This window comes from Streptomyces sp. NPDC053432, assembly GCF_055585365.1.
Window position 1 is genome coordinate 244,122 of record NZ_JBVJKF010000005.1, and the last position, 20,476, is coordinate 264,597.

Annotated in this window: 20 protein-coding genes and 1 riboswitch; of the genes, 2 read left to right on the plus strand and 18 right to left on the minus strand. The window is 72.1% G+C overall.

Features of this window, described 5'->3' with window-relative positions; all coding sequences use genetic code 11:
• Positions 1-18: 18 nt before the first annotated feature.
• The 5 genes from ACZ6Y1_RS11485 to ACZ6Y1_RS11505 are packed head-to-tail and all read right to left on the minus strand — an operon-like array spanning position 19 to position 4,123.
• Positions 19-1,002: a methionine synthase gene (locus ACZ6Y1_RS11485; protein ID WP_469626185.1), complete on the minus strand. Its 984-nt coding sequence runs from the start codon at positions 1,000-1,002 to the stop codon at positions 19-21.
• On the minus strand, positions 999-1,688 hold the full coding sequence (locus tag ACZ6Y1_RS11490) for an SDR family oxidoreductase (protein ID WP_469626188.1): 690 nt from the start codon (positions 1,686-1,688) through the stop codon (positions 999-1,001). Before ACZ6Y1_RS11490 ends, ACZ6Y1_RS11485 begins: the two co-directional genes overlap by 4 nt.
• A 30-nt stretch (positions 1,689-1,718) precedes the next feature.
• Entirely contained in the window at positions 1,719-2,666 is a 948-nt protein-coding gene (locus ACZ6Y1_RS11495) for a hypothetical protein (RefSeq protein WP_469626191.1), read from the minus strand.
• A gap of 2 nt (positions 2,667-2,668) precedes the next feature.
• A complete protein-coding gene (locus ACZ6Y1_RS11500; protein ID WP_469626194.1) occupies positions 2,669-3,013 on the minus strand; it encodes a DUF1330 domain-containing protein in 345 nt (114 codons plus the stop codon).
• A gap of 51 nt (positions 3,014-3,064) precedes the next feature.
• A complete protein-coding gene (locus ACZ6Y1_RS11505; RefSeq protein WP_469626196.1) occupies positions 3,065-4,123 on the minus strand; it encodes a GlxA family transcriptional regulator in 1,059 nt (352 codons plus the stop codon).
• Between the two features lie 124 nt (positions 4,124-4,247).
• Between ACZ6Y1_RS11505 and ACZ6Y1_RS11510 the strand changes: the two genes are divergently transcribed.
• Positions 4,248-5,171: an NADP-dependent oxidoreductase gene (locus tag ACZ6Y1_RS11510; protein WP_469626199.1), complete on the plus strand. Its 924-nt coding sequence runs from the start codon at positions 4,248-4,250 to the stop codon at positions 5,169-5,171.
• A 24-nt stretch (positions 5,172-5,195) separates the two neighbouring features.
• On the opposite strand, the gene ACZ6Y1_RS11515 is transcribed toward ACZ6Y1_RS11510, so the two are convergent.
• Entirely contained in the window at positions 5,196-5,687 is a 492-nt protein-coding gene (locus ACZ6Y1_RS11515) for a CAP domain-containing protein (RefSeq protein ID WP_469626202.1), read from the minus strand.
• A gap of 109 nt (positions 5,688-5,796) precedes the next feature.
• Positions 5,797-6,933, minus strand: a complete 1,137-nt coding sequence (gene mnmA, locus ACZ6Y1_RS11520) for a tRNA 2-thiouridine(34) synthase MnmA (protein WP_469626204.1) — start codon at positions 6,931-6,933, stop codon at positions 5,797-5,799.
• A 68-nt stretch (positions 6,934-7,001) separates the two neighbouring features.
• On the opposite strand from mnmA, the gene ACZ6Y1_RS11525 reads away from it, so the two are divergent.
• The gene (locus ACZ6Y1_RS11525; RefSeq protein ID WP_469626207.1) at positions 7,002-7,661 is read left to right on the plus strand and encodes an N-acetylmuramoyl-L-alanine amidase; all 660 of its coding nucleotides are present in this window, start codon (positions 7,002-7,004) and stop codon (positions 7,659-7,661) included.
• Between the two features lie 10 nt (positions 7,662-7,671).
• Here ACZ6Y1_RS11525 and ACZ6Y1_RS11530 read toward each other — a convergent pair whose 3' ends face one another.
• The 11 genes from ACZ6Y1_RS11530 to ACZ6Y1_RS11580 all read right to left on the minus strand — a co-directional run bounded on the left by ACZ6Y1_RS11530 (position 7,672) and on the right by ACZ6Y1_RS11580 (position 20,033).
• Positions 7,672-8,835: a cysteine desulfurase family protein gene (locus ACZ6Y1_RS11530; protein WP_469626210.1), complete on the minus strand. Its 1,164-nt coding sequence runs from the start codon at positions 8,833-8,835 to the stop codon at positions 7,672-7,674.
• Between the two features lie 197 nt (positions 8,836-9,032).
• Complete coding sequence (locus ACZ6Y1_RS11535; RefSeq protein ID WP_469626214.1) at positions 9,033-9,890, minus strand: thioesterase family protein; 858 nt, start codon at positions 9,888-9,890, stop codon at positions 9,033-9,035.
• A 59-nt stretch (positions 9,891-9,949) separates the two neighbouring features.
• Complete coding sequence (locus ACZ6Y1_RS11540) at positions 9,950-10,606, minus strand: trimeric intracellular cation channel family protein (RefSeq protein ID WP_469626217.1); 657 nt, start codon at positions 10,604-10,606, stop codon at positions 9,950-9,952.
• Between the two features lie 335 nt (positions 10,607-10,941).
• Positions 10,942-12,030 carry an ABC transporter ATP-binding protein gene (locus ACZ6Y1_RS11545; RefSeq protein ID WP_469626604.1) on the minus strand — a complete coding sequence of 363 codons (1,089 nt, stop codon included), beginning with the start codon at positions 12,028-12,030 and terminating at the stop codon, positions 10,942-10,944.
• Positions 12,031-12,065: 35 nt separating this feature from the next.
• Positions 12,066-13,166, minus strand: a complete 1,101-nt coding sequence (locus ACZ6Y1_RS11550) for an ABC transporter ATP-binding protein (protein ID WP_469626220.1) — start codon at positions 13,164-13,166, stop codon at positions 12,066-12,068.
• On the minus strand, positions 13,163-14,161 hold the full coding sequence (locus ACZ6Y1_RS11555) for an ABC transporter permease (protein ID WP_469626223.1): 999 nt from the start codon (positions 14,159-14,161) through the stop codon (positions 13,163-13,165). The genes ACZ6Y1_RS11550 and ACZ6Y1_RS11555 overlap by 4 nt, the downstream gene beginning before the upstream one ends.
• 144 nt (positions 14,162-14,305) lie before the next feature.
• Positions 14,306-16,081 (minus strand): ABC transporter substrate-binding protein, encoded by a 1,776-nt coding sequence (locus tag ACZ6Y1_RS11560; protein ID WP_469626225.1) that lies wholly within the window; start codon positions 16,079-16,081, stop codon positions 14,306-14,308.
• Between the two features lie 90 nt (positions 16,082-16,171).
• Positions 16,172-17,167 carry an ABC transporter permease gene (locus ACZ6Y1_RS11565; protein ID WP_469626228.1) on the minus strand — a complete coding sequence of 332 codons (996 nt, stop codon included), beginning with the start codon at positions 17,165-17,167 and terminating at the stop codon, positions 16,172-16,174.
• A 439-nt stretch (positions 17,168-17,606) separates the two neighbouring features.
• The gene (locus ACZ6Y1_RS11570) at positions 17,607-18,347 is read right to left on the minus strand and encodes an enhanced serine sensitivity protein SseB C-terminal domain-containing protein (protein ID WP_469626231.1); all 741 of its coding nucleotides are present in this window, start codon (positions 18,345-18,347) and stop codon (positions 17,607-17,609) included.
• 61 nt (positions 18,348-18,408) lie between these two features.
• Positions 18,409-19,155: an enhanced serine sensitivity protein SseB gene (locus ACZ6Y1_RS11575; RefSeq protein WP_469626233.1), complete on the minus strand. Its 747-nt coding sequence runs from the start codon at positions 19,153-19,155 to the stop codon at positions 18,409-18,411.
• A gap of 191 nt (positions 19,156-19,346) precedes the next feature.
• Positions 19,347-20,033 (minus strand): AAA family ATPase, encoded by a 687-nt coding sequence (locus tag ACZ6Y1_RS11580; RefSeq protein ID WP_469626236.1) that lies wholly within the window; start codon positions 20,031-20,033, stop codon positions 19,347-19,349.
• A 246-nt stretch (positions 20,034-20,279) separates the two neighbouring features.
• Positions 20,280-20,383: riboswitch (glycine riboswitch) on the plus strand.
• Positions 20,384-20,476: the final 93 nt, after the last annotated feature.

The window sequence follows — 20,476 nt, forward strand, 5'->3', positions numbered from 1 at the left end:
CGTGCCCCGTCTCGACCGTCACTCAGGGTTGTCGGCGAGCGACCTCGCCGCCCTGACGCAATGCGCCTGCACCGCGCGCGCATAGCCGGGTGAAGCGCCCGCCAGACCGCACGACGGGGTGACCACGACGGACTCCGCGAGAGTCCCCGGGGCCAGTCCCAGCCTGCGCCAGAGCTTCCTGACACCCATGACGCTACCGGCAGGGTCCGACAACGGACCGTCGGTGCCCGGCACCACTCCGGCGAAGAGTTTCACGCCGCCTTCGACGGCCTCCCCGATGGCGTCGTCCTCGCGCTCGGTGAGCAGAGAGAAATCGAACGACACACCTGCCGCGCCGGCCCGGCGCAGCAGCCCGAAGGGCACGTCGGACGCGCAGGAGTGCACGACCACATCCCCGCCGTGCACGGCGAAGAGGTCCCGCAGCGCGCCCTCGACGACCTGCCGGTCGACGGCCCGGTAGGTCCGGTACCCGCTCGCGGACCGCACGCGCCCGAGCAGCACGGCCGTCAGCGACGGCTCGTCGACCTGGAGCACGATGTCCGCCCCGGGGATCCGCCTGCGTACGTCCGCCAGGTGCTCGCGCACTCCCTCGGCCAGGGATCCGGCCAGGTCACGGCAGGCGCCGGCGTCCTGGAGCATGGCCTCGCCGCCGTGCAGTTCCAGGGCGGCGGCCAGCGTCCAGGGGCCGACCACCTGGACCTTGAGCTTGCCGGTGTAGCCCTGGGTGAACTCCTCCAGGGCGTCGAGGTCCTCCCCGAGCCAGGACCGGGCCCGCCGCGTGTCGCGTCCGGGCCGGTCGCTGATCCGCCAGCCGCTGGGCTCGACGTGGGCGTACATGTCGACGAGCAGGCCGAGGGACCGGCCGATCATGTCGGCGCCGGGCCCGCGGGCGGGCAGTTCGGGGAGGTACGGGAAGTCCTCGAAGGAACCGGTGGTGGTCCTGGCGGCCTCGCGGGCGTCGCCGCCGGGCAGCGCGCCGATGCCGGTGGCGCTCGCGCTCATCGTCCGGGCCTCACGGTCAGGTCGTTGACCTCCGCGTCGCGCGGCAGGTCGACGGCCATGACGATGGTGGTCGCCACCGACTCGGGGTCGATCCAGGCGGTGGGGTCGTACTCCTTGCCCTCCTGGGAGTGCACCTTGGCCTGCATGGGGCTGGCGGTGCGCCCCGGGTACACGGAGGTGACGCGGATGCCGTTGGCCTTCTCCTCCGCGCGCAGCGAGTCGGCGAGGGCCTTGAGCCCGTGCTTGGAGGCGGCGTACGCGCTCCAGTCGGCGTGGGCGGTGAGGCCGGCGCCGGAGTTCACGAAGACGACGGTGGCCTTGGAGGCGCGCAGGGTGGGCAGCAGCAGCCTGGTCACCTCGGCGGGGGCGATCAGGTTGACGTTGAGCTGCTGGTGCCAGGTCTTGGGCCGCAGCTCACCGACGGGTCCGAGGTCGACGATGCCGGCGATGTGCAGGAGGGAGTCGATCCGCTCGGGCATCGCCTGCTTGGAGAAGGCCCACGAGAGCCGGTCGGGGTCGGAGAGGTCGCCCACGAGCGCCCGCGCGCCGGGGAACCGCTCGACGAGCTGCTTGCCGCGGGCGGCGTCGCGGGCGAGCAGGACGAGGTCGTCGCCGCGGGCGTGCAGCCGGGCGGCGACGGCGGCGCCGATGCCGGAACCGGCACCGGTGATCAGGTGAGTAGCCATACCGCCATGCTCGCACCCCGCCGGAGCGCGTCAGTCCCCGGCGGCCTTTCGGTACGCGGCCTCGATCGCGGCCCGGGCGGCGGCCGCCCGTCCGGCCGTGACGGCGGGGCCGAAGCCGCTGCCGAGCACGATGTGCGGGTGCGCGGCCGCGAGCCCGGCCCGTACGTCGCCCCTGGTCCCCGCCCACCGCTCCAGGGCCTCGTCCCGTACGGCGGCGAGCGCGGCGGCGCGGTCCGGCGCGGGCGGGTCGAAGCGGCCGCCGGAGGCCCGCCGGTGCTCCTGCCAGCGGTCCTCCCAGAACTCCACGGTCCAGCCGGGCCAGCGCGCCGCCGCCGGACGGACCCGGGCCGTGTTCAGCCACCAGCCGACGCGGCGCCGCTCCGGGTCCACGTGGATCCCGGCCTCCGCGCCCAGCCGGTGGCCGCCGTGGTCCGGGGCGTCGCGGAGCCGGTCCAGCAGGGCGGGCCCCTCCTCGGCCGGGTGGTCCTCGATGTGGGCCAGGACGTGGCAGCGCCCGTCCGCGGTGGTCACCACGGCCACCGTCGGGTCGGGGTCGGTGATCTCCTCGTCACCCGGCTCCAGCGCCGGGCCGGGGTACACGGCGGCGGGTTCCTCGTCCCCCGGGCCGAGGCCGAGGTGGGCGCGCAGCCCGCGCTGGCCGTCGTACAGCCAGCGCACCTCCCACCCGGGCCAGGTCCCCCGCAGCAGTTCCAGGGCGGCGGCGCGGGTGCGCGGGGAGGCGGTCGGCCCCTCCTGTGCGAAGAGCAGGAGGAGCCTGCGGGCCGGGTCGGCGAGGACGCCCGCCTCGACCACGTCGTCGGGGTACCAGCGCTCCTCGACGGCGTGGTCGCGCAGGAAGGGCAGCGCCGCCTCCGGCCCGCCGAGGAGGTCGAGTGCCAGGGTCACGGCTCCGAAGGAGGAGCGGTGGCGGGTGTGGCCCCCGGGGCCGGCGATGACGAGGACGGCGCGGTTGCCCATCGTCAGAGACCGGCGGCTTCGCGCAGGGCCGCAGCCGTCCTGGTGGCGTCGTAGTCGGCCGGGACCCCCTCGACCAGGATGACCTCGCCCGCGATGTGGTCGGTGCGCAGCGGTATCAGGGCCTGGTAGGCGTCCGAGTCGTACCAGGCGCGGGCCTTCTCGATGTCCGGGAAGCCGATGACGACGACCGTGCCGGGCCAGGGGCCCTCCTTGACCTCGACCTCCTTGCCGTGGACGAGGAAGCGGCCGCCGAAGGGGTCCATGGTGGACTGGATCTCCTCGATGTACCGCAGGATGTCCTCGTTCATCGTCTCGGGGCGGATGTGCCCGATGGCGTACGCGGTCATGGCAGTGCCTCCACAAGTTCCTCGGCCGACCGGCTCGTTGACCCGATCTTGTCAAGGAAGGGCAGCGGTGGCGATGACCTCCGGGGTCATGTCGCGGGCCCGGAAGGTACGCCGGTAGCCGATCGGCGAAACACCGAAGGCGGTACGCATGTGCTGGCGCAAGGAGTTGCCGGAGCCGAAGCCGGACCGGTGGGCGACCAGGTCGACGGGCAGGTCCGTGGTCTCCAGCAAGTGGCGTGCCGCTTCGAGGCGCTGGCCGGTGAGCCACTGGACCGGGGTCATGCCGACCTCGTCGCGGAAGCGCCGGGTGAAGGTGCGCAGGCTCATCCGGGCGTGGGCGGCGAGTTCGGCGAGGGTGAGGGGTTCGTCGAGGTGGTCCAGGGCCCAGGCGCGGGTGGCGGTCGTGGTGGCGACGGTGGGCTCGGGGACGGGCCGGTCGATGAACTGGGCCTGGCCGCCGTCGCGCCAGGGCGGTACGACGCACATCCGGGCGGCGCGGTTGGTGACGGCGACGCCGTGGTCGCGGCGGATCAGGTGCAGGCACAGGTCGACTCCGGCGGAGACCCCGGCGGAGGTGAGGACGTCGCCGTCGTCGACGAAGAGGACGTCCTCGTCGATGCGGACCCGGGGGTAGGCCCGGCGGAACTCGGCGGCGAGGTTCCAGTGCGTGGTCGCGGGGCGGCCGTCGAGGAGTCCGGCGGCGGCGAGCACGTAGGAGCCGGAGCAGATCGAGACCAGGCGGGTGCCGGGGCGGACGCCGGCGATGGCCGCGGCCACCTCGGGCGGCAGCGGGGCCCCGGTGGCCAGCTCGGGCATGGCGTGGGTGGGCGGGACGATCACGGTGTCCGCGGCGGCGAGGGCCTCGGGCCCGGCCTCGGGCTGGAGGGCGAAACCGGCGTCGCTGGGCACGGGGCGTCCGTCGGCGGTGCAGACGACGACCTCGTACAGGGCCTCGCCGGACTCATCGACGGCGCTGCCGAAGACGCGGGAGGGGATCCCGAGCTCGAACGGGGGGAATCCGGGCAGGGCGAGCACCGCGATCCGGTGCCGCTCCCGTGCGCCGGTCGCGCCCACCGTAGGCATCTCACCCGTTTGGCCGTTTTCGTCCATGGCCAGATCCTGTCACATAGTGGCCATCGGGCCAATACCGCCGGGTGCCGCGCTGTCCGAGTCTGGGACGTGTCGCCGGGGAGGCCCCGGCGACACGTAGCCGGACGGAACGAGGAGAACAGACATGCGCGCGATCGTCGTGAGCGAGTGGGGCGGCCCCGAGACCCTGGTCGAGCGGGAGATCGAGCGGCCCGAGCCGGGCCTGAACGAGATCCTGGTGCGCGTCCACGCGGCCGGTGTGAACCCGGTCGACTGGAAGACGCGGGCCAGCGGCGGCCTGATCGCCTGGGGCGAGGTACCGGTCGTCGGCTGGGACGTCTCGGGCACCGTCGAGGCGGTCGGCCCCGGCGTGACCCTCTACGCCCCCGGCGACGAGGTGTACGGGATGCCGAGCTTCCCGCGCCAGGCCGGCGGCTACGCCGAGTACGTGGTGGGCCCGGCCCGGCACTTCGCCCGCAAGCCCGCCTCGCTGGACCACGTGCGGGCGGCCGCGCTGCCGCTGGCGGCGCTGACCGCCTGGCAGGCGCTGGTGGACACGGCCGGGGTCTCGGCCGGGCAGCGGGTCCTGGTGCACGCGGCCGCGGGCGGCGTCGGCCACCTCGCGGTGCAGATCGCCAAGGCCCGGGGCGCGTACGTGATCGGCACCGCGAGCGCGGGCAAGCACGACCTGCTGCGCGAGCTGGGCGCCGACGAGGTGGTCGACTACCGCACCACCGACTTCGAGGACGTCGTCGAGGACGTGGACGTCGTGATCGACGCCCTCGGCGGGGACCACGGCCGGCGCTCGCTGAAGGTCCTGAAGCCGGGCGGGCACCTGATCACCCTGCCCGGCCCGGACGGCCTGCCGGCCGACCCGCAGGGCGTGCGGGCCTCCTGGGTGCTGGTGGAGCCCGACCTCAAGGGGCTGGAGGAGATCGCGGCGCTGGCCGACAAGGGCCTGCTCCGTCCGCTGGTCGAGACGGTGCTGCCGCTGGAGCAGGCGGCCAGGGCCCACGAGATCGGCGAGCTGGGCCGCACCACCGGCAAGATCGTCCTCAGCGTGGCCTGACCGCCCGGACCGGGCGCGGGGGCGTCAGAGGGGCCTGGCGAACATCTGGACGGCGCGGTCGCCGGAGACTCCGACACCCGTCTCGGTGAAGTTGCAGTTCAGGATGTTGCCCTTGTGGCCGGCGCTGTTCATCCAGCCGTCGACGTGGGCCTTGGAGTCCGGGTAGCCGGGGCCGGAGACGTTCTCGGCCCATGCGCTCCACTCGTAGCCGACCCGGGCGAGCCGGGCCTCCTCGTTCGAGCCGTCGGAGCCCGTGTGGCCGGTGAGGTTGTTGCGGGCCATGTCCTCGGCGTGGCCCTGCGCGGCCTGGGCGAGTTTCGCGTTCACGGTCAGCGCGGGGCAGTTGGCCTTGGCCCGCTCGGCGTTGACCAGCGCGACGATCTCGTCGGGGCTCGTCTGCCGGACGGTGCCGGGCGCGGCCGCGACGGCCGTGCCCGCTCCGGCCCCGGCGAACAGCAGCGATGCCGCGCAGGCGGCGACGGACAGACGGCGGACGCGGTGGGTTGAGGTCCTCATGTGGTGTCCCCTCGGCGGTACGGCCCGGAGGCCCCTGCCCCTCCCGCCCCCGGGTTCCCCACTTCCGAGTCTGGCCGCACCGCCCGCCGCCCGCACCCGGGGGCCGGCCTCACACGGACGCGGCGGTGGCCCGGGTGGTCGTCGCGATGGTGGCGGAGCCGACCACGCGGGTGCCGTCGTAGAGCACGATCGCCTGGCCGGGGGCCACGCCGCGGACCGGCTCGGTGAAGGAGACGCGCAGCTCGCCGTCGACCAGCTCGGCGAAGACCTCGGTCTCGCCGCCGTGGGCGCGCAGCTGGGCGGTGTACGTGCCCGGGGCGGCGGCCGTGGAGCCGCACCAGCGGGGTCGGATCGCCGTCAGCGCGGTGACGTCGAGGGCCTCGGCGGGGCCGACGGTGACGGTGTTGTTCACCGGGGAGATGTCGAGGACGTAGCGCGGTTTGCCGTCGGGGGCGGGGTGGCCGATGCGCAGGCCCTTGCGCTGGCCGATGGTGAAGCCGAAGGCGCCGTCGTGGGTGCCGACCTTCTCGCCGGTCGCCTCGTCGACGATGTCGCCCTCGGCCTTGCCGAGGCGCTTCGCGAGGAAGCCCTGGGTGTCGCCGTCGGCGATGAAGCAGATGTCGTGGCTGTCGGGCTTCTTCGCGACGGCCAGGCCTCGGCGCTCGGCCTCGGCGCGGATCTCGTCCTTGGTGGTGACCGTGTCGCCGAGCGGGAAGAGGGCGTGGGCCAGCTGCTTCTCGTCGAGGACGCCGAGGACGTACGACTGGTCCTTGGCCATGTCGGAGGCGCGGTGCATCTCGCGCGTGCCGTCCTCGTTCTCCACGATGGTCGCGTAGTGGCCGGTGCAGACGGCGTCGAAGCCGAGGGCGAGGGCCTTGTCGAGCAGCGCCGCGAACTTGATCTTCTCGTTGCAGCGCAGGCAGGGGTTGGGGGTGCGCCCGGCCTCGTACTCGGAGATGAAGTCCTCCACCACGTCCTCGCGGAAGCGGTCCGCGAGGTCCCAGCAGTAGAAGGGGATGCCGATGACGTCGGCCGCGCGGCGGGCGTCGCGGGAGTCCTCGATGGTGCAGCAGCCGCGGGCGCCGGTCCGGAAGGACTGCGGGTTCGCGGAGAGCGCCAGGTGGACGCCGGTCACGTCGTGCCCGGCTTCGACCGCGCGGGCGGCGGCGACGGCGGAGTCCACTCCGCCGGACATGGCGGCCAGGACGCGGAGGGGGCGGGCGGTGCGCGGCAGGTTCTCAGTCATAGCACCGTCCAGGGTACGGGGAACCGCAAGGGGTCACGGCGCGTTATCGGCTGTGGGGGGTGGATCACATGGCCGAGCAGGGGGACAAGGGCGGGAAAGGTCCGGGCCGGACCCGCAGGGCGGTGCTCTTCGGCGGGCTCGGGGTCTTCACGGTGGCGGCGATCGCCGGACGGGACGAGATCCGCCGGGGCTGGTGGCTGGTGCCGGGGGTGGCCAAGCCGCGCAAGGAGGGCGAGCTCGACCACGCGGGCGCGAGCTGGACGGCGGCCTCGCCGGCGAACTGGCGGATGGCGGACCGGCCGGACGACTACCGGGTGGACCGGATCGTCGTGCACGTCACGCAGGGCGGCTTCGAGTCCTCGGTGGACGCCTTCAGGAACCCGTGGCACAAGGCGTCGGCGCACTACATCGTGCGCGGGGACGGCCATGTGGAGCAGATGGTGCGGGAACTCGACGTCGCCTTCCACGCGGGCAGCCGCTCGATGAACGAGCGGAGCGTCGGCATCGAGCACGTGGGCTACGTGGACCGGCCGGAGGACTTCACGGACGCGATGTACGAGGCGTCGACCGTCCTGGCCGCCGGCATATGCCGGCGCTACGGCATACCGGCGGACCGCAAGCACATCCTGGGGCACTCCGAGGTCCCGGGCGCCGACCACACGGATCCCGGCCCCCACTGGGACTGGGACAGGTACATCGCCCTCGTGCGGTCGCGCCTGGCGTCGTAGGGTCCGGGGCTCAGCTGAGGCCCGCCGTGCGGGCGCGTTCCACGGCCGGGCCGATGGCGGCGGCCAGGGCGGCCACGTCCTCCTTGGTGGAGGTGTGTCCCAGGGAGAAGCGCAGGGTCCCCCGGGCGAGCTCGGGGTCGGTGCCGGCTGCCAGGAGGACGTGGCTGGGCTGGGCCACACCCGCCGTGCAGGCCGAACCGGTGGAGCACTCGATGCCCTGGGCGTCGAGCAGCAGCAGCAGGGAGTCGCCCTCGCAGCCGGGGAAGCTGAAATGGGCGTTGGCCGGCAGCCGGTCGTCGGGGTCGCCCCCGAGGACGGCGTCGGGCACGGCCGCGAGGACGGCGGCGACGAGCTCGTCGCGCAGGGCGCCGATCTCCGCGGCGAAGCGCTCGCGCCGCTCCGCGGCGAGTACGGCCGCCACCGCGAAGGAGGCGATGGCCGGCACGTCGAGGGTCCCGGAGCGCACGTGCCGCTCCTGGCCGCCGCCGTGCAGGACGGGTACGGGGGTCTGGTCGCGGCCCAGGAGCAGGGCGCCGATGCCGTAGGGGCCGCCGATCTTGTGGCCGCTGACGGTCAGTGCGGCGAGGCCGCTGTCGCCGAACCGGACGTCGAGCTGCCCGAAGGCCTGGACGGCGTCGGAGTGCAGCGGAATCCCGTACTCCCCCGCGACGTCGGCCAGTCGGCGCACCGGCATGACGGTGCCGATCTCGTTGTTGGCCCACATGACGGTGGCCAGGGCCACGTCGTGCGGGTTCCGCTCGACGGCTTCGCGGAAGACCTCGGGGTGCACACGGCCGTGCCGGTCCACGGGCAGGTACTCGACCTGCGCGCCCTCGTGCTCGGCGAGCCAGTGGACGGCGTCGAGGACGGCGTGGTGCTCGACGGGGCTGGCGAGGACCCGGGTGCGGGCAGGGTCGGCGTCGCGCCGGGCCCAGTAGAGGCCCTTGACGGCGAGGTTGTCGGCCTCGGTGCCGCCGGCGGTGAAGACCACCTCGCTCGGGCGCGCGCCGATCGCCTCGGCGAAGGCCTCGCGGGCCTCCTCGACGGTACGGCGGGCCCGGCGGCCGGCGGCGTGGAGGGAGGACGCGTTCCCCGTCGCGGAGAACTGCGCGGTCATCGCCGCGGCGGCCTCCGGCAGCATCGGCGTGGTTGCGGCGTGGTCGAGGTAGGCCATGATCCCCCGATTCTACGAGTCGCGTCGGGGGCGCTTGCGCGCGGCGGGGTCTTGGCCTTCCCGGGCCGGCCGGTGCGGGTCTGGGCCGTGCGGGCCGGGGGCCGCTGCGCGGAGCCGCTCCCCGCCCCGCCCTTTCTCCGTTTCCCGGGGCTCCGCCCCGGACCCCGCGCCTCAAACGCCGGCGGGGCTGGGTTCGGTCAGCCCTGTCGGGGGGAGCGGGCCAGTTGGCGGGACTGGGCCACCAGGTGGTCCTCGGAGTCCCAGACCTCGGCGTCCTCCTCCAGGAAGCCGCCGGCCAGGTTGCGGGTCGCGATGGAGACCCGGAGCGGGCCGGGGGCGGGGCGGCGGCGGATGTGGGTGGTGAGCTCCACCGTCGGGGCCCAGCCGATCAGGCCCATGTCGAAGACGGTCGGCGGCAGTGCGTCCACCGCGAGGAGCATCGACAGCGGATCGGCGTCGCGGCCGTCGGCCAGCTCGAACCAGGCCCGCATCTCCCCCTTGCCCGAGGGCGCGCCGACGGCCCAGCCCGCGGTCGCCGGGTCCAGGCGCAGCCGGAGCCGGTCGACGATCGCGGAGCTGCCCGGGATCGGGGCCGAGCCCGCCTCGGCGCCCAGGCAGTCCTCGTACGCCGGCATCACGGGCACGGTGGCGGTGGTGCGGACGTCCTCGGGGAGCTGGGCGAGGTCGCCGTAGGAGGCGAGGACGCGGATGCGCTCGACCTCGGCGCCCGTCTCGTCGTACTGGAACAGCGAGGCCTGGCCGGTGGAGAGGGTGCGGCCGACGCGGACCACCTGCGTGCGGATCACGGCGGGGCCGGGCACCGAGGAGGTCAGGTAGTGCGCGGAGACCGTGAACGGGTCCGGGTGCGGCAGGGCCGCCGAGAGGGCTCGGCCGACCAGGGCCAGCAGGTAGCCGCCGTTCACGGCGGTGATGATCGTCCAGCCGGCGGAGAGTTCCGCGTCGTACACCCCGGGCTCGTCCGCGCGGGCGGTGACGGTGGTGTCGCGGTCGAACTCACTGTCGCCGATGGTTGCCTTGGCAGCTGCATGTGACATGAAACCGACGGTACACCGGCTTGCTACTAAGCGGTAGCTTTGGCTGGAGGCCGGTTCTGTCACGGCTCTTCGGCCACGGCCGAGCGGCGGTTCCAGGCCAGCGGGGCCCGCCAGTGGTAGCGCATCGCGAGGAGCCGTAGGACGAACGTGGTGACGATCGCCAGGCCGGTGGTCACGGCGGTGAGGGCCTCGAAACGGATGCAGAGGGCGACCATCGAGGCGCCGACGAGTGCGGGGACGGCGTACATCTCGCGGTCCCGCAGCAGCGAGGGCACCTCGTTGACCAGCACGTCGCGCAGGACGCCGCCGCCGACGGCGGTCGCGACGCCGAGCGCGGCGGACGCGGTGAGACCGAGGCCGAAGCCGTACGCCTTGGTCGTGCCGGTCACGCAGAACAGGCCGAGGCCGGCCGCGTCGAAGACGTTGATGGCCCGGTTGATCCGCTGGACCTCGGGGTGCAGGAAGTAGACGATGCCGGCGGCGACGAGCGGGGTGATGAAGAAGCTGAGCTCACCGAAGGCGGCCGGGGGGACGGCGCCGATGACGAGATCGCGGAAGAGGCCACCGCCGAGGGCGGTGACCAGGGCGAGCACGGCGATGCCGAAGACGTCGAAGTTCTTGCGGACCGCGAGCAGGGCGCCGGCGGTGGCGAAGACGAAGATGCCGGCGAGGTCCAGGGCATGCTGGATCCCCGCCGGGAAGAGATCGTGGGGCACCGGGCCATTGTCGCCCGACGGGGGGCCGGGGCTCGCCGGGGGCGCCCCGTGCCGTGCGGCGCCCCGGCGTGATGCGCGTGCGGCCCCGCCGCCGGGCTCCGCCCGGGCCTGCTCCTCAAACGCCGGAGGGGCTGGATTCCCCCCGGGGCAGCGGGCGGGAACGGCCGGAGCTGCGGCTCACCACGCAGCAGGAGGGGCGCGGCGACAGCCGAAGCGCGCCGCGCAGCGGCACAGACCGCGGGGGTGGCTGCGGCCGCCGAGGGGTGAATCGGAGGGGCTCCGCGCAGCGGAACCGGCGGGGTCGGGGGTCGCCCGGCCCCGCCGGGTTTCGGCCGCTACTCCGAAATCGTGTCCACCGCGTCCGCCGCCCCCGGCAGGGGCTTGTCGCCCGGAGCCTGGTCGGGGGCGTTCTCCGGGTGGTGGCAGGCCACCTGGTGGCCCGTCTTCAGGGCCAGCAGCGGCGGCTCCTGCGTCGTGCAGATCTGCGTCGCCTTCCAGCACCGCGTGTGGAAGCGGCACCCGCTCGGCGGGGAGATCGGCGACGGCACGTCGCCCTTCAGCAGGATGCGGCCGCTCTTCGCACCGCGCCGGCGCGGGTCCGGAACCGGCACCGCCGACATGAGGGCCGTCGTGTACGGGTGCATCGGCGCGTCGTACAGCGACTTGTTGTCGGCCAGCTCGACGATCTTGCCCAGGTACATCACCGCGATGCGGTCCGACACGTGCCGGATGACCGACAGGTCGTGCGCGATGATCACGTACGTGAGGCCGAGCTCCTCCTGGAGGTCGTCCAGCAGGTTGACCACCTGGGCCTGGATGGAGACGTCCAGTGCCGAGACGGGCTCGTCCGCCACCACCAGCTTCGGCTTGAGCGCGAGCGCCCGGGCGATGCCGATGCGCTGGCGCTGGCCGCCGGAGAACTCGTGCGGGTAGCGGTTGTAGTGCTCCGGGTTGAGGCCCACCAGGGACAGCAGCCGCTGGACCTCCGCCTTCAGGCCGCCCTCCGGGGTGACCTTCTGGAGCTTGAACGGCGCGCTGACGATGGTGCCGACCGTGTGGCGCGGGTTCAGCGAGCCGTACGGGTCCTGGAAGATCATCTGCACGTCGCGGCGCATCGGGCGCATGCCCGCCACACCCAGGTGCGTGATGTCCTTCCCCTCGAACTCGACCGTTCCTCCGGTCGGTTCGAGCAGCCGCGTGATCAGGCGGCCCATGGTGGACTTGCCGCAGCCGGACTCGCCGACGACGCCGAGGGTCTCGCCGCGGCGGACGTCGAAGTCGATCCCGTCGACGGCCTTGACCGCGCCGGCCTGCCGGCGCAGCAGCCCCTTGGTGATCGGGAAGTGCTTCGTCAGGCCGGTGACCTTCAGCAGCACCTCGGGGGCGGCTGCGACGTCGGGAGAGTCGGTGGCCTGCGCCGGGATGGACGCGGTGGCCTCGTTCTTGTCAGGCGTGTCGGTCACAGCTTCGGCGCAATCTCTTCGGTCCAGATCCGGGTCCGCTCCTCCGCCGACATGTGGCAGGCGGACCAGTGGCGGCTGCCGTCCTCCTCGACCAGCTCCGGCCGGACCGTGCGGGTCACGTTGCCCTTGGGTACGTCGGCGTACGGGCAGCGCGGGTTGAAGGCACAGCCGCTCGGGATGTTGATCAGGCTGGGCGGCGAGCCCTTGACCGGGATGAGGCGCTCGGTCTGCTCGCGGTCGATGCGCGGCATCGAGCCCAGCAGGCCCCAGGTGTAGGGGTGGCGGGGTTCGTAGAACACCTTCTCGGCGCTGCCCCGCTCGACGCACCGGCCGCCGTACATCACGAGGAGTTCGTCGGCCATCTCGGCGACCACGCCGAGGTCGTGCGTGATCATGATGACCGCGGAGCCGAACTCCTTCTGCAGGTCCCGGATGAGGTCGAGGATCTGGGCCTGGACGGTGACGTCCAGGGCGGTCGTCGGCTCGTCCGCGATGAGCAGTTCGGGGTTGTTGACCAGCGCCATCGCGATCATCGCGCGCTGGCGCATGCCGCCGGAGAACTCGTGCGGGTAGCTGTCGACCCGCTTGTGCGGCTCGGGGATGCCCACGCGGTCCAGGAGCTCGACCGCACGCGTGCGGGCGACCTTCTTGTCGACCTTGTTGTGGACCCGGTAGGCCTCGGCGATCTGCTTTCCGATGGTGAAGTACGGGTGCATCGCGGACAGCGGGTCCTGGAAGATCATCGCGATCTCCCGGCCGCGCAGCCTGCGCACCTCGTCCTCGTCGGCGGAGAGCAGTTCCTTGCCGTTGAGCCAGATCTCGCCGGAGATCTGCGCCCGCTGGCGGCCGTACTGACCCACGCGGTGCAGGCCCATGATGCCCAGCGAGGTGACGGACTTGCCGGAGCCGGACTCGCCCACGATGCCGAGGGTCTTGCCCTTCTCCAGCGTGAAGGAGAGTCCGTCGACCGACTTGACCAGGCCGTCCTCGGTCGGGAAGTGCACCTTGAGGTCGCGGACCTCCAGGAATGAGCCGGAGGGCTCCCCCGGGCCGCCGACGGGCTCGTTCAGAGCTCCGGTCTTGGTCAGTTCGGTCATGACAGCCTCACTCGGGGGTCGATCACCGCGTACATGAGGTCAACGATGAGGTTCGCCGCGACGACGAAGAAGGCGGAGATCAGGGTGATGCCGAGGATGACCGGCAGGTCGTGGTCGCTGATGGCGCGGACGGCGCTGTAGCCGAGGCCGTGCAGCGAGAACGTGGACTCGGTGAGCACCGCGCCGCCCATCAGGGCGCCGAGGTCCAGGCCGAGGACGGTCAGGATCGGGGTCATCGTGGAACGCATGGCGTGCTTGCCGATGACGACCGGTTCCGTCAGGCCCTTGGCGCGGGCCGTGCGGATGTAGTCCTCGTTGAGGACTTCGAGCATGGTCGCGCGGGTGAGCCGCGCGTACATCGCCGCGTAGAGGAAGGCGAGCGAGACCCACGGCAGGATCATGCCGTTGAACCACTTGCCGGGATCCTCGGCGAAGGTCGCCTCGGGCCTGCCGAACCAGCCGAGCTGGTCGGAGAAGAGGGCGATGAACAGCATGCCCGTGAAGTAGATGGGGAGGGAGACGCCGGCGAGGGCGACGCCCATCGCCGAACGGTCCAGGACCGTACCGCGCTTGAGGGCGGAGACGACGCCGGTGGCGACACCGCCGATGACCCAGATGACGACGGCGCCGGCGGCGAGCGAGAGGGTGACCGGGAGCCAGTCCAGCAGCAGCGGCCAGACCTCCTGCTCGGTCTTGAAGGAGTAGCCGAAGCAGGGCGCGGCGCATTGCGTGACGTCGGAGCCGTTGGCGTACGTACGACCCGCCACCAGCCCGACGACGAACTTGCCGAACTGGACGAGGATCGGGTCGTTGAGACCCATCTTCTGCCGGATGCCCTCGATCGCGGCGGGGTCGGACTGCTTCCCGACGAAGTACAGAGCCGGATCGGTCCCGATCAGCTTCGGGAAGAGGAAGAAGATTCCGAAGGTCACCAGCGTGATGACCAACAGCATGACGATGACGGCGAAGATCCGTCGGGTGAGATATGCAAGCACTGCGCTCGGCCTGGCTGCGGCCCGGGGGCGCCCCCTTCTGGAGAGCGCCCCCAGGCCGTAACCGCGGCCATCACCTGCCCTTCGTGCCTAGCGGGTGTGGCACTGGAACACTGGAAACTGGAACTGAGCCTGGTCTGACGGGTGTTACTTGGTGACGCCGAGGGACGCGTAGTCGTAGCGGCCGTTGTAGGCGTCGGAGGTGTAGGCGTTCGTCAGACGGCTGGAGCGCCAGGTGATCGTCTTGTCGTAGACGAAGGGAAGGTAGACCGCGGCCTCGGAGACCTTCTGGTTCATCTGCTTGTAGATCTCGCCGGCCTTGGCCGGGTCGGTCTCCGCGATCGCCTGGTCGAACAGGGCGTTGATCGCCGGGTCGTTCAGCTCGGAGAAGTTGTTGTTACCGCTCTGCAGGATGAAGCGGCCGTCGACCAGCGGCTGCGAGAAGCCCTGACCGGTCGGGAAGTCGGCGCCCCAGCCCATGATGATGATGCCGTAGTTCTTCTCCTTGACGACCTTCGGCGAACCGATGATGCCGGAGGTCTGGGCGCCGTCGAACTGGTCGACGTCGGCCTCGATGCCGACCTGCTTCAGGGCGTTCTGCAGCGAGACGGCGGTGGCGACCTCGACCGGCTTGTTGTTGCGGACCGCGATCGTGGTCTTGAAGCCGGACTCCTTGCCACAGGCCTTCAGCGCGGCCTTGGCCTTCTCCACGTCCGGCTTGCCGTCGTTCTTCAGCACACCGTACGGGTCGTACGACGGGTCGGAACCCTTGATGCCGGCCGGGAGCATGTTCGGGGCGATGTCGCCACCGGCCTGCGGGCCGCCGCGGGCGGTCTGCAGGGACTTGTGGTCGGCCGCGTAGATGACGGCCTTGCGGCACTCGACGTTGTCGAACGGCGCGACAGTGGTCGGCATGACGGCGTACCGGATGAAGCCGGTCTGGCCGTTGTCCAGGTTGTCCTTGTGGTCCTTCAGCGCGGTGGCGCGGGCCGCCTGGCCGATGCCGGTCGCGTTGATGTCCAGGTCGAACTCGCCGTTCATCAGGCGCTTGTCCATGTCGTCCGCGTTCGCCATGAACGTGACCGAGATGGAGTCCGGGAGCGCCTTGCGGATGGTGTCCGACTCGGGCTTCCACTTGTCGTTGCGCGAGAGCTTCATGCTCTTGTTGGGCTCGTACGAGTCGATCTTGTACGGGCCGTTGGAGAAGGGCTTCAGGCCGTACTTGGCCGCCGTGTCCTTCTCCTGCTTGACCGGGCTCGCCGCCGGCATGGCCAGCATCTGCTCGAAGTCACCGTTGGGCGCCGGGAGCTTGAAGATGATGGTCTTCGCGTCCGGGGTCTCGATCGCCTTGAGGCCGAGCTTGTCCGGGGCGGTGTCCTTGTACGGACCGGGGTACTCGGTCTTCGGGTCGAGGACCTGCATCAGGTAGACCGGGCCGCCGGAGATGACGTCCTGGGCCCAGGTGCGCTCGATGCCGTACTTGACGTCCTGGGCGGTGACGGGGGTGCCGTCCTCCCAGGTCACGTTGTCCTTGAGGGTGTACTTGTAGGTCTTGCCGCCGTCGCTGATCTCGGCCTTCGCGGTGGCGAGGTCGGGCACCAGCTCGGTGCTCTGCTCACCCGGGGCCGCCTTGTAGCTGACCAGCTGACGCGTGTAGTAGCGGGCGAAGTCCCACATGAAGCCGTAGTAACCGCGCTGCGGGTCCCACGAGTCGGCTTCCTGGGTGCCGACGAACTTGAGCTCGCCACCCTTCTTGTCCGACGCGTTGGCGACCTTGCCTATGCCGGCGTTGAAGCCACCGGCGGAGGCCGGCTTGTCGTCCTTCTTGTCGTTGCCGCCACAGGCGGTGGCGGTGAGCATGGCCGCGAGCACGACGGCCGTGCCAGCGGCAAGCCTGCGCTTCGACGTGCGATGGGTAGTCACGATGCTCGCAACCCTCCGTTGTAGTTCCGGTGTACTGGTTACTTACGGCTCGAAACTCGAAGCCGGGATCTGGTGTGCGCCCTGCGGCGGCTAGCGGGAGCCCTTCGGGTCGAGGGCGTCACGGACGCCGTCGCCGAAGAGGTTGAAGGCCAGCACGGTGATGAAGATCGCTACGCCGGGGAAGATCATGAAGAGCGGATCGTCCTCGTAGGTCCGCACTGCCGTGGAGAGGGTCTCTCCCCAGGACGGCGTGGGCGGCTTGACGCCGACTCCGAGGAAGCTCAGGGCGGCCTCGGTCAGCACGTTGGTGGGGATCATCAGCGTCGAGTAGACGGTGATGGGCGCCACCAGGTTCGGAAGCAGTTCGCGGAAGAGGATGTACCCGCGGCCGGCGCCGAGGCTCCGGGCCGCTTCGACGTACTCGCGTTCGCGCAGCGACAGGGTCTGCCCGCGGACGATGCGGCCGATGTACGGCCAGCCGAAGAAGCCGATGACCAGCACCAGCACCGCGATGCGCAGGCCCGATCCCTCGAAGCCCCACAGCTTGCTGGGGACCACCGAGATCAGCGCGATGATGAAGAGCAGCTGCGGGAAGGCCAGCAGCAGGTCCATGACCCGGCTGATGGCCGCGTCGACCCAGCCGCCGAAGTATCCGGCGATGATGCCGAAGACGGTGCCCAGCGAGACCGCCACGAAGGCGGACAGGAAGGCCACCAGCAGCGAGATCCGGGCGCCGTAGACGATCCGGCTGAAGACGTCACGGCCGTTGACCGGCTCGATGCCCAGCAGGAAGTCGCCGCTCATGCCGCCCCAGTCGCCGGCCGGCAGGCCGAGCAGCGGGTCCAGCAGGTCCTCGTGCAGCTCCTCCGGCGGGTGGCCGAAGGCCTTGACGATCAGCGGCGCGAAGATCGCGACGAGGATCAGCAGGAGCACGATGACACCGCCTGCAAGGGCGACCTTGTCGCGCTTGAGGCGCAGCCAGGCGATGCGCCACGGCGAGCGCCCCTCGATCGCCTTCTGCGGTGGTTCCGGGGCGGCCACGGCTGCGGGCTCGGCCGCGCTGGTGTCGTGCAGTGGTGCCGTCATCGTGGTGGGGACCCCTCTCGGCCGACTGTGGCCGGCCCATGCCCGCCGCTGTGGCGGCTTGGTTCTACTCGGCGTCGCTGATGGTGCGATTGGCGCGAAATGCGCCTGAAATGCACGTGAAGAGCTGGTGGTTGCGGGACTGACCTGCCTTCGGTGGGGGGAGTCTTCAACGGCGTCTCAACCGGCCGCCAGACCCGCCGGGGATGTGATGCGCAACCGTGATCTGCGCCTACACCTTCCGTTATCCGAACGACAAGGTCTGTTGAGCGGTGAAACACCGCCCCTTCGTCACAGAACGGACATCCCGCCCAACTGCCATGTCGGGCACGGATCTTGGGCTGATTCGGCGGATATGGCGAAGGCCGCACCGATGGGATCGATGCGGCCTTCGAGACGGATGTCTCAATATGCGGATGTACGGAAGCCGGGTGCGCACCCGTCAGTAGGCGGGTGCCTGCCCCTCGCGGTCGTAGAACGGGCGGGTCTGCGCCCGCAGCCACATCGCCACGGGATCGTGCTCGTCCGCGAGCGCCACCGTGCACACGGGTACGCCCTCCGGGACGACGCCGACCGACTGGCGCATCATCTCCCGTACGGACTCCAGCGCGGGCGCGGAGGCGTCGTACAGGTCGAGCCCCACCGCGAGGTACGGGGACCCGAGCGCGGGCTGCACCCAGGCCCGGCGCAGCGAGCGGACGGCGGGCGTCCGGTGCGCGTGCTGGGTCAGCAGCCCGTAGAACTGCGGGAGCTCGATGGCGGGCTCGGACAGCCGCAGCGGGCCGGCCGGCATCCGGTCCAGACCCGTGGCGATGCGGCGCAGGTCCGCCCACGGGATGCCGACGCCGCCGCCCTGGGCGTGCGGATTGAGCCACAGGCCCCAGCGGTCGGGATAGAGCGCGCGGGCGATGTCCCGGCCGGTGACGACCTCGTAGCCCCGGCCCCAGCCGCTGGCGGCCAGCTCCTGCGGGGAGGTCACGCAGGGCGCGTAACCGAGGCCCTCGACCTCCATGCCGCCGTACTGGGCGTCCGGTGAGCCCGGCTGCCCCTGCCACAGCAGCATCCACAGCCGGCCCTCGGCGAGGGCGCGCAGGAGCGACTCATAGCTTTCGTAGCGCCCGGGAGTCACCTGGCGCAGCATGTGCTCGACCTGCCCGGCCGCGGCCGTGCCTGACGCACTCACCCGGTACCCCTCTTCGTCTCTTCTTCCGCCCGACGTCAACGCGAGAACAGCTTAAGCCGCCCTACGGGAGGTAGAAGGGGCGTACGCGCTCACGAATCCAGTCCGTGACCGGGTCCTCGGCGGCGTCCAGCAGGATCAACTGCACGGGCCAGGGCGGCGGTACCCGGGTCAGGGCCCGGCCGAGGGCGTCCATCGGCGCGTTCCGGGTCCCGGGCTCCCATCCCACCAGTCGGACGCCGATGAACAGTTGCGGTTCGCCGCCCTCGACGCTCGCGAGGCAGCGGTAGGCGGCGGAGACCACCCCGGCCGCCCGGAACTCCTCCGCGGCGGCGGCCAGGAAGTCCACCGGGTCCTCCTGCCAGTCGGGCTCGTAGAGCCGGACGCGGCCGCCGGCGGCGGGGCCGTCGAGGGCGGTCCGGCCGCTGCGGCAGAGCTCCGCGACGGCGGGCGGGGGGAGGGGGACGCCGACGGCGCCCTCGGGGTTGAGCGCGATGCCGAGCTGCGGGGGCAGGCCGCGGGCGAATTCGACGGCGGGCGCCACGGTGAAGTCCATGCCGGGGCCGACGCAGGCGAGGAACTGGGCCTCGGAGCTGTAGACCGGGACGTACGCGGCTCCGCCGATGTCCATGGTGGGGAGGGTCAGGCCCTCGGCGCCGCCCTGCTCGGCGCCGGCGCCGGCGGGCAGGGGCACCCACAGCAGGCTCCGCCCGAGCACCTCCAGGATCCGGCCGCCGGCGTCCGGCTGCCCGAGTGCCGCCCCGAGCACCTGCTCCAGCTCATTGCCCGGCCAGCCGCCGCCGCTGTGCATGTACGTGCCTCCGTGATCCCGCGAGTTGTCGCCCCGCAGGGTACCGGCCCCCGCCGACAGGCCTCCGCCGGGGTTCGGTTGTACGGAACGCGCCGCGCCGCTCCCGGGGCTCCGCCCCGCGTACCCCGCTCCTCGATCGCCGGAGGGGCTGGTTCGGGGCGGAGCCCCCGCGGCGGCGCCGCACCCCGCGGCTACGGGTGGAACACGATGCGGGTCACCGCGGCGGCGGATCGGCGGTCCAGGAGGGTGGCCGAGGCGCACCCCGCCGGCGGGCGGCCCGCTTCCGCGTCGCGTAGGAGGCGCCCCACCGCGCCCCGGTGACGGGCGAAGGCGTACGCCGACACCGCCCGCCCCCGCGCGGCCTGCCCGGCCAGCGCCTCCTCGGGGCTGGTGTCCAGCAGGAGCAGGTGCAGCGCGCGCCCCCGCCGTCGCGCCGACGCCGCGAGCAGCGCCCGCACCCAGCTCTGGGTACCGCAGTCGTGGACGACGACGGAGCGCCCGGAGCGCAGGTGCCGCCACAGCCCCCAGTAGTGCGCGGCCCGCACCAGCGGCCGGTACACCGCGTACGGCAGCGCCCCCGGCATCCGGCGCTCCCAGCGCTCGCGGGTGTCCTGGGAGTCGACGGCGCATCCCTCCGCGCCGCCCTCGGCCGCCGCCCGCTTGATCAGCGTGCTCTTGCCGCCGCCCGGCAGGCCGGACACGACCACGATGTCGCCCGTGGTGAAGCGCAGCCGCTGCGGCCCCCGCACCCCCGGTCCGCGCAGGTCCCGTACGGACCCGGCCCCGTGGCCGTACGCATGGACCGCCGCACCGGTCCGCTGCGCCGGGACCGCGCCCACGGCCCCCGTGGCCGCCGCCACGCCTACGAATCTGCGCACAGTGTTCGCCTCCCCCGAATCGGGTCACCGGGACCCTTGCCCACTGAGTGTAAAAAGACGGTAATCCGGCGGCTTCGGTTCCGGTCCGGGTCCCGCGCGGGGTTCCGGTCCCCGTCCCGTCCACCCCCTGGACAACCGCACGATCTTTCGGGCCCGCCCGCCCGATCACCACCACGGCGTGCAATGATGTGCGCCATCTGGACCAAACCGCATCACCCCCGCATCACCAACTGCATACCGGCCGCTTGAATCCGCGCGGGAGAGTCCCGGCACGCCGCGAGGCGGTGCCCGGGCGCCGAAGGAGCAAGAACCTCCCTTGAATCTCTCAGGCCCCGTACCGCGTGGATGAGGCAGATCTGAAAAGCGAGCTGTCCGTCAGCTCCACCCAAGGTGCAAGCCGGAGATCCTGACCCGTCAGGCACTCTCGGCGAACCTCTCAGGTT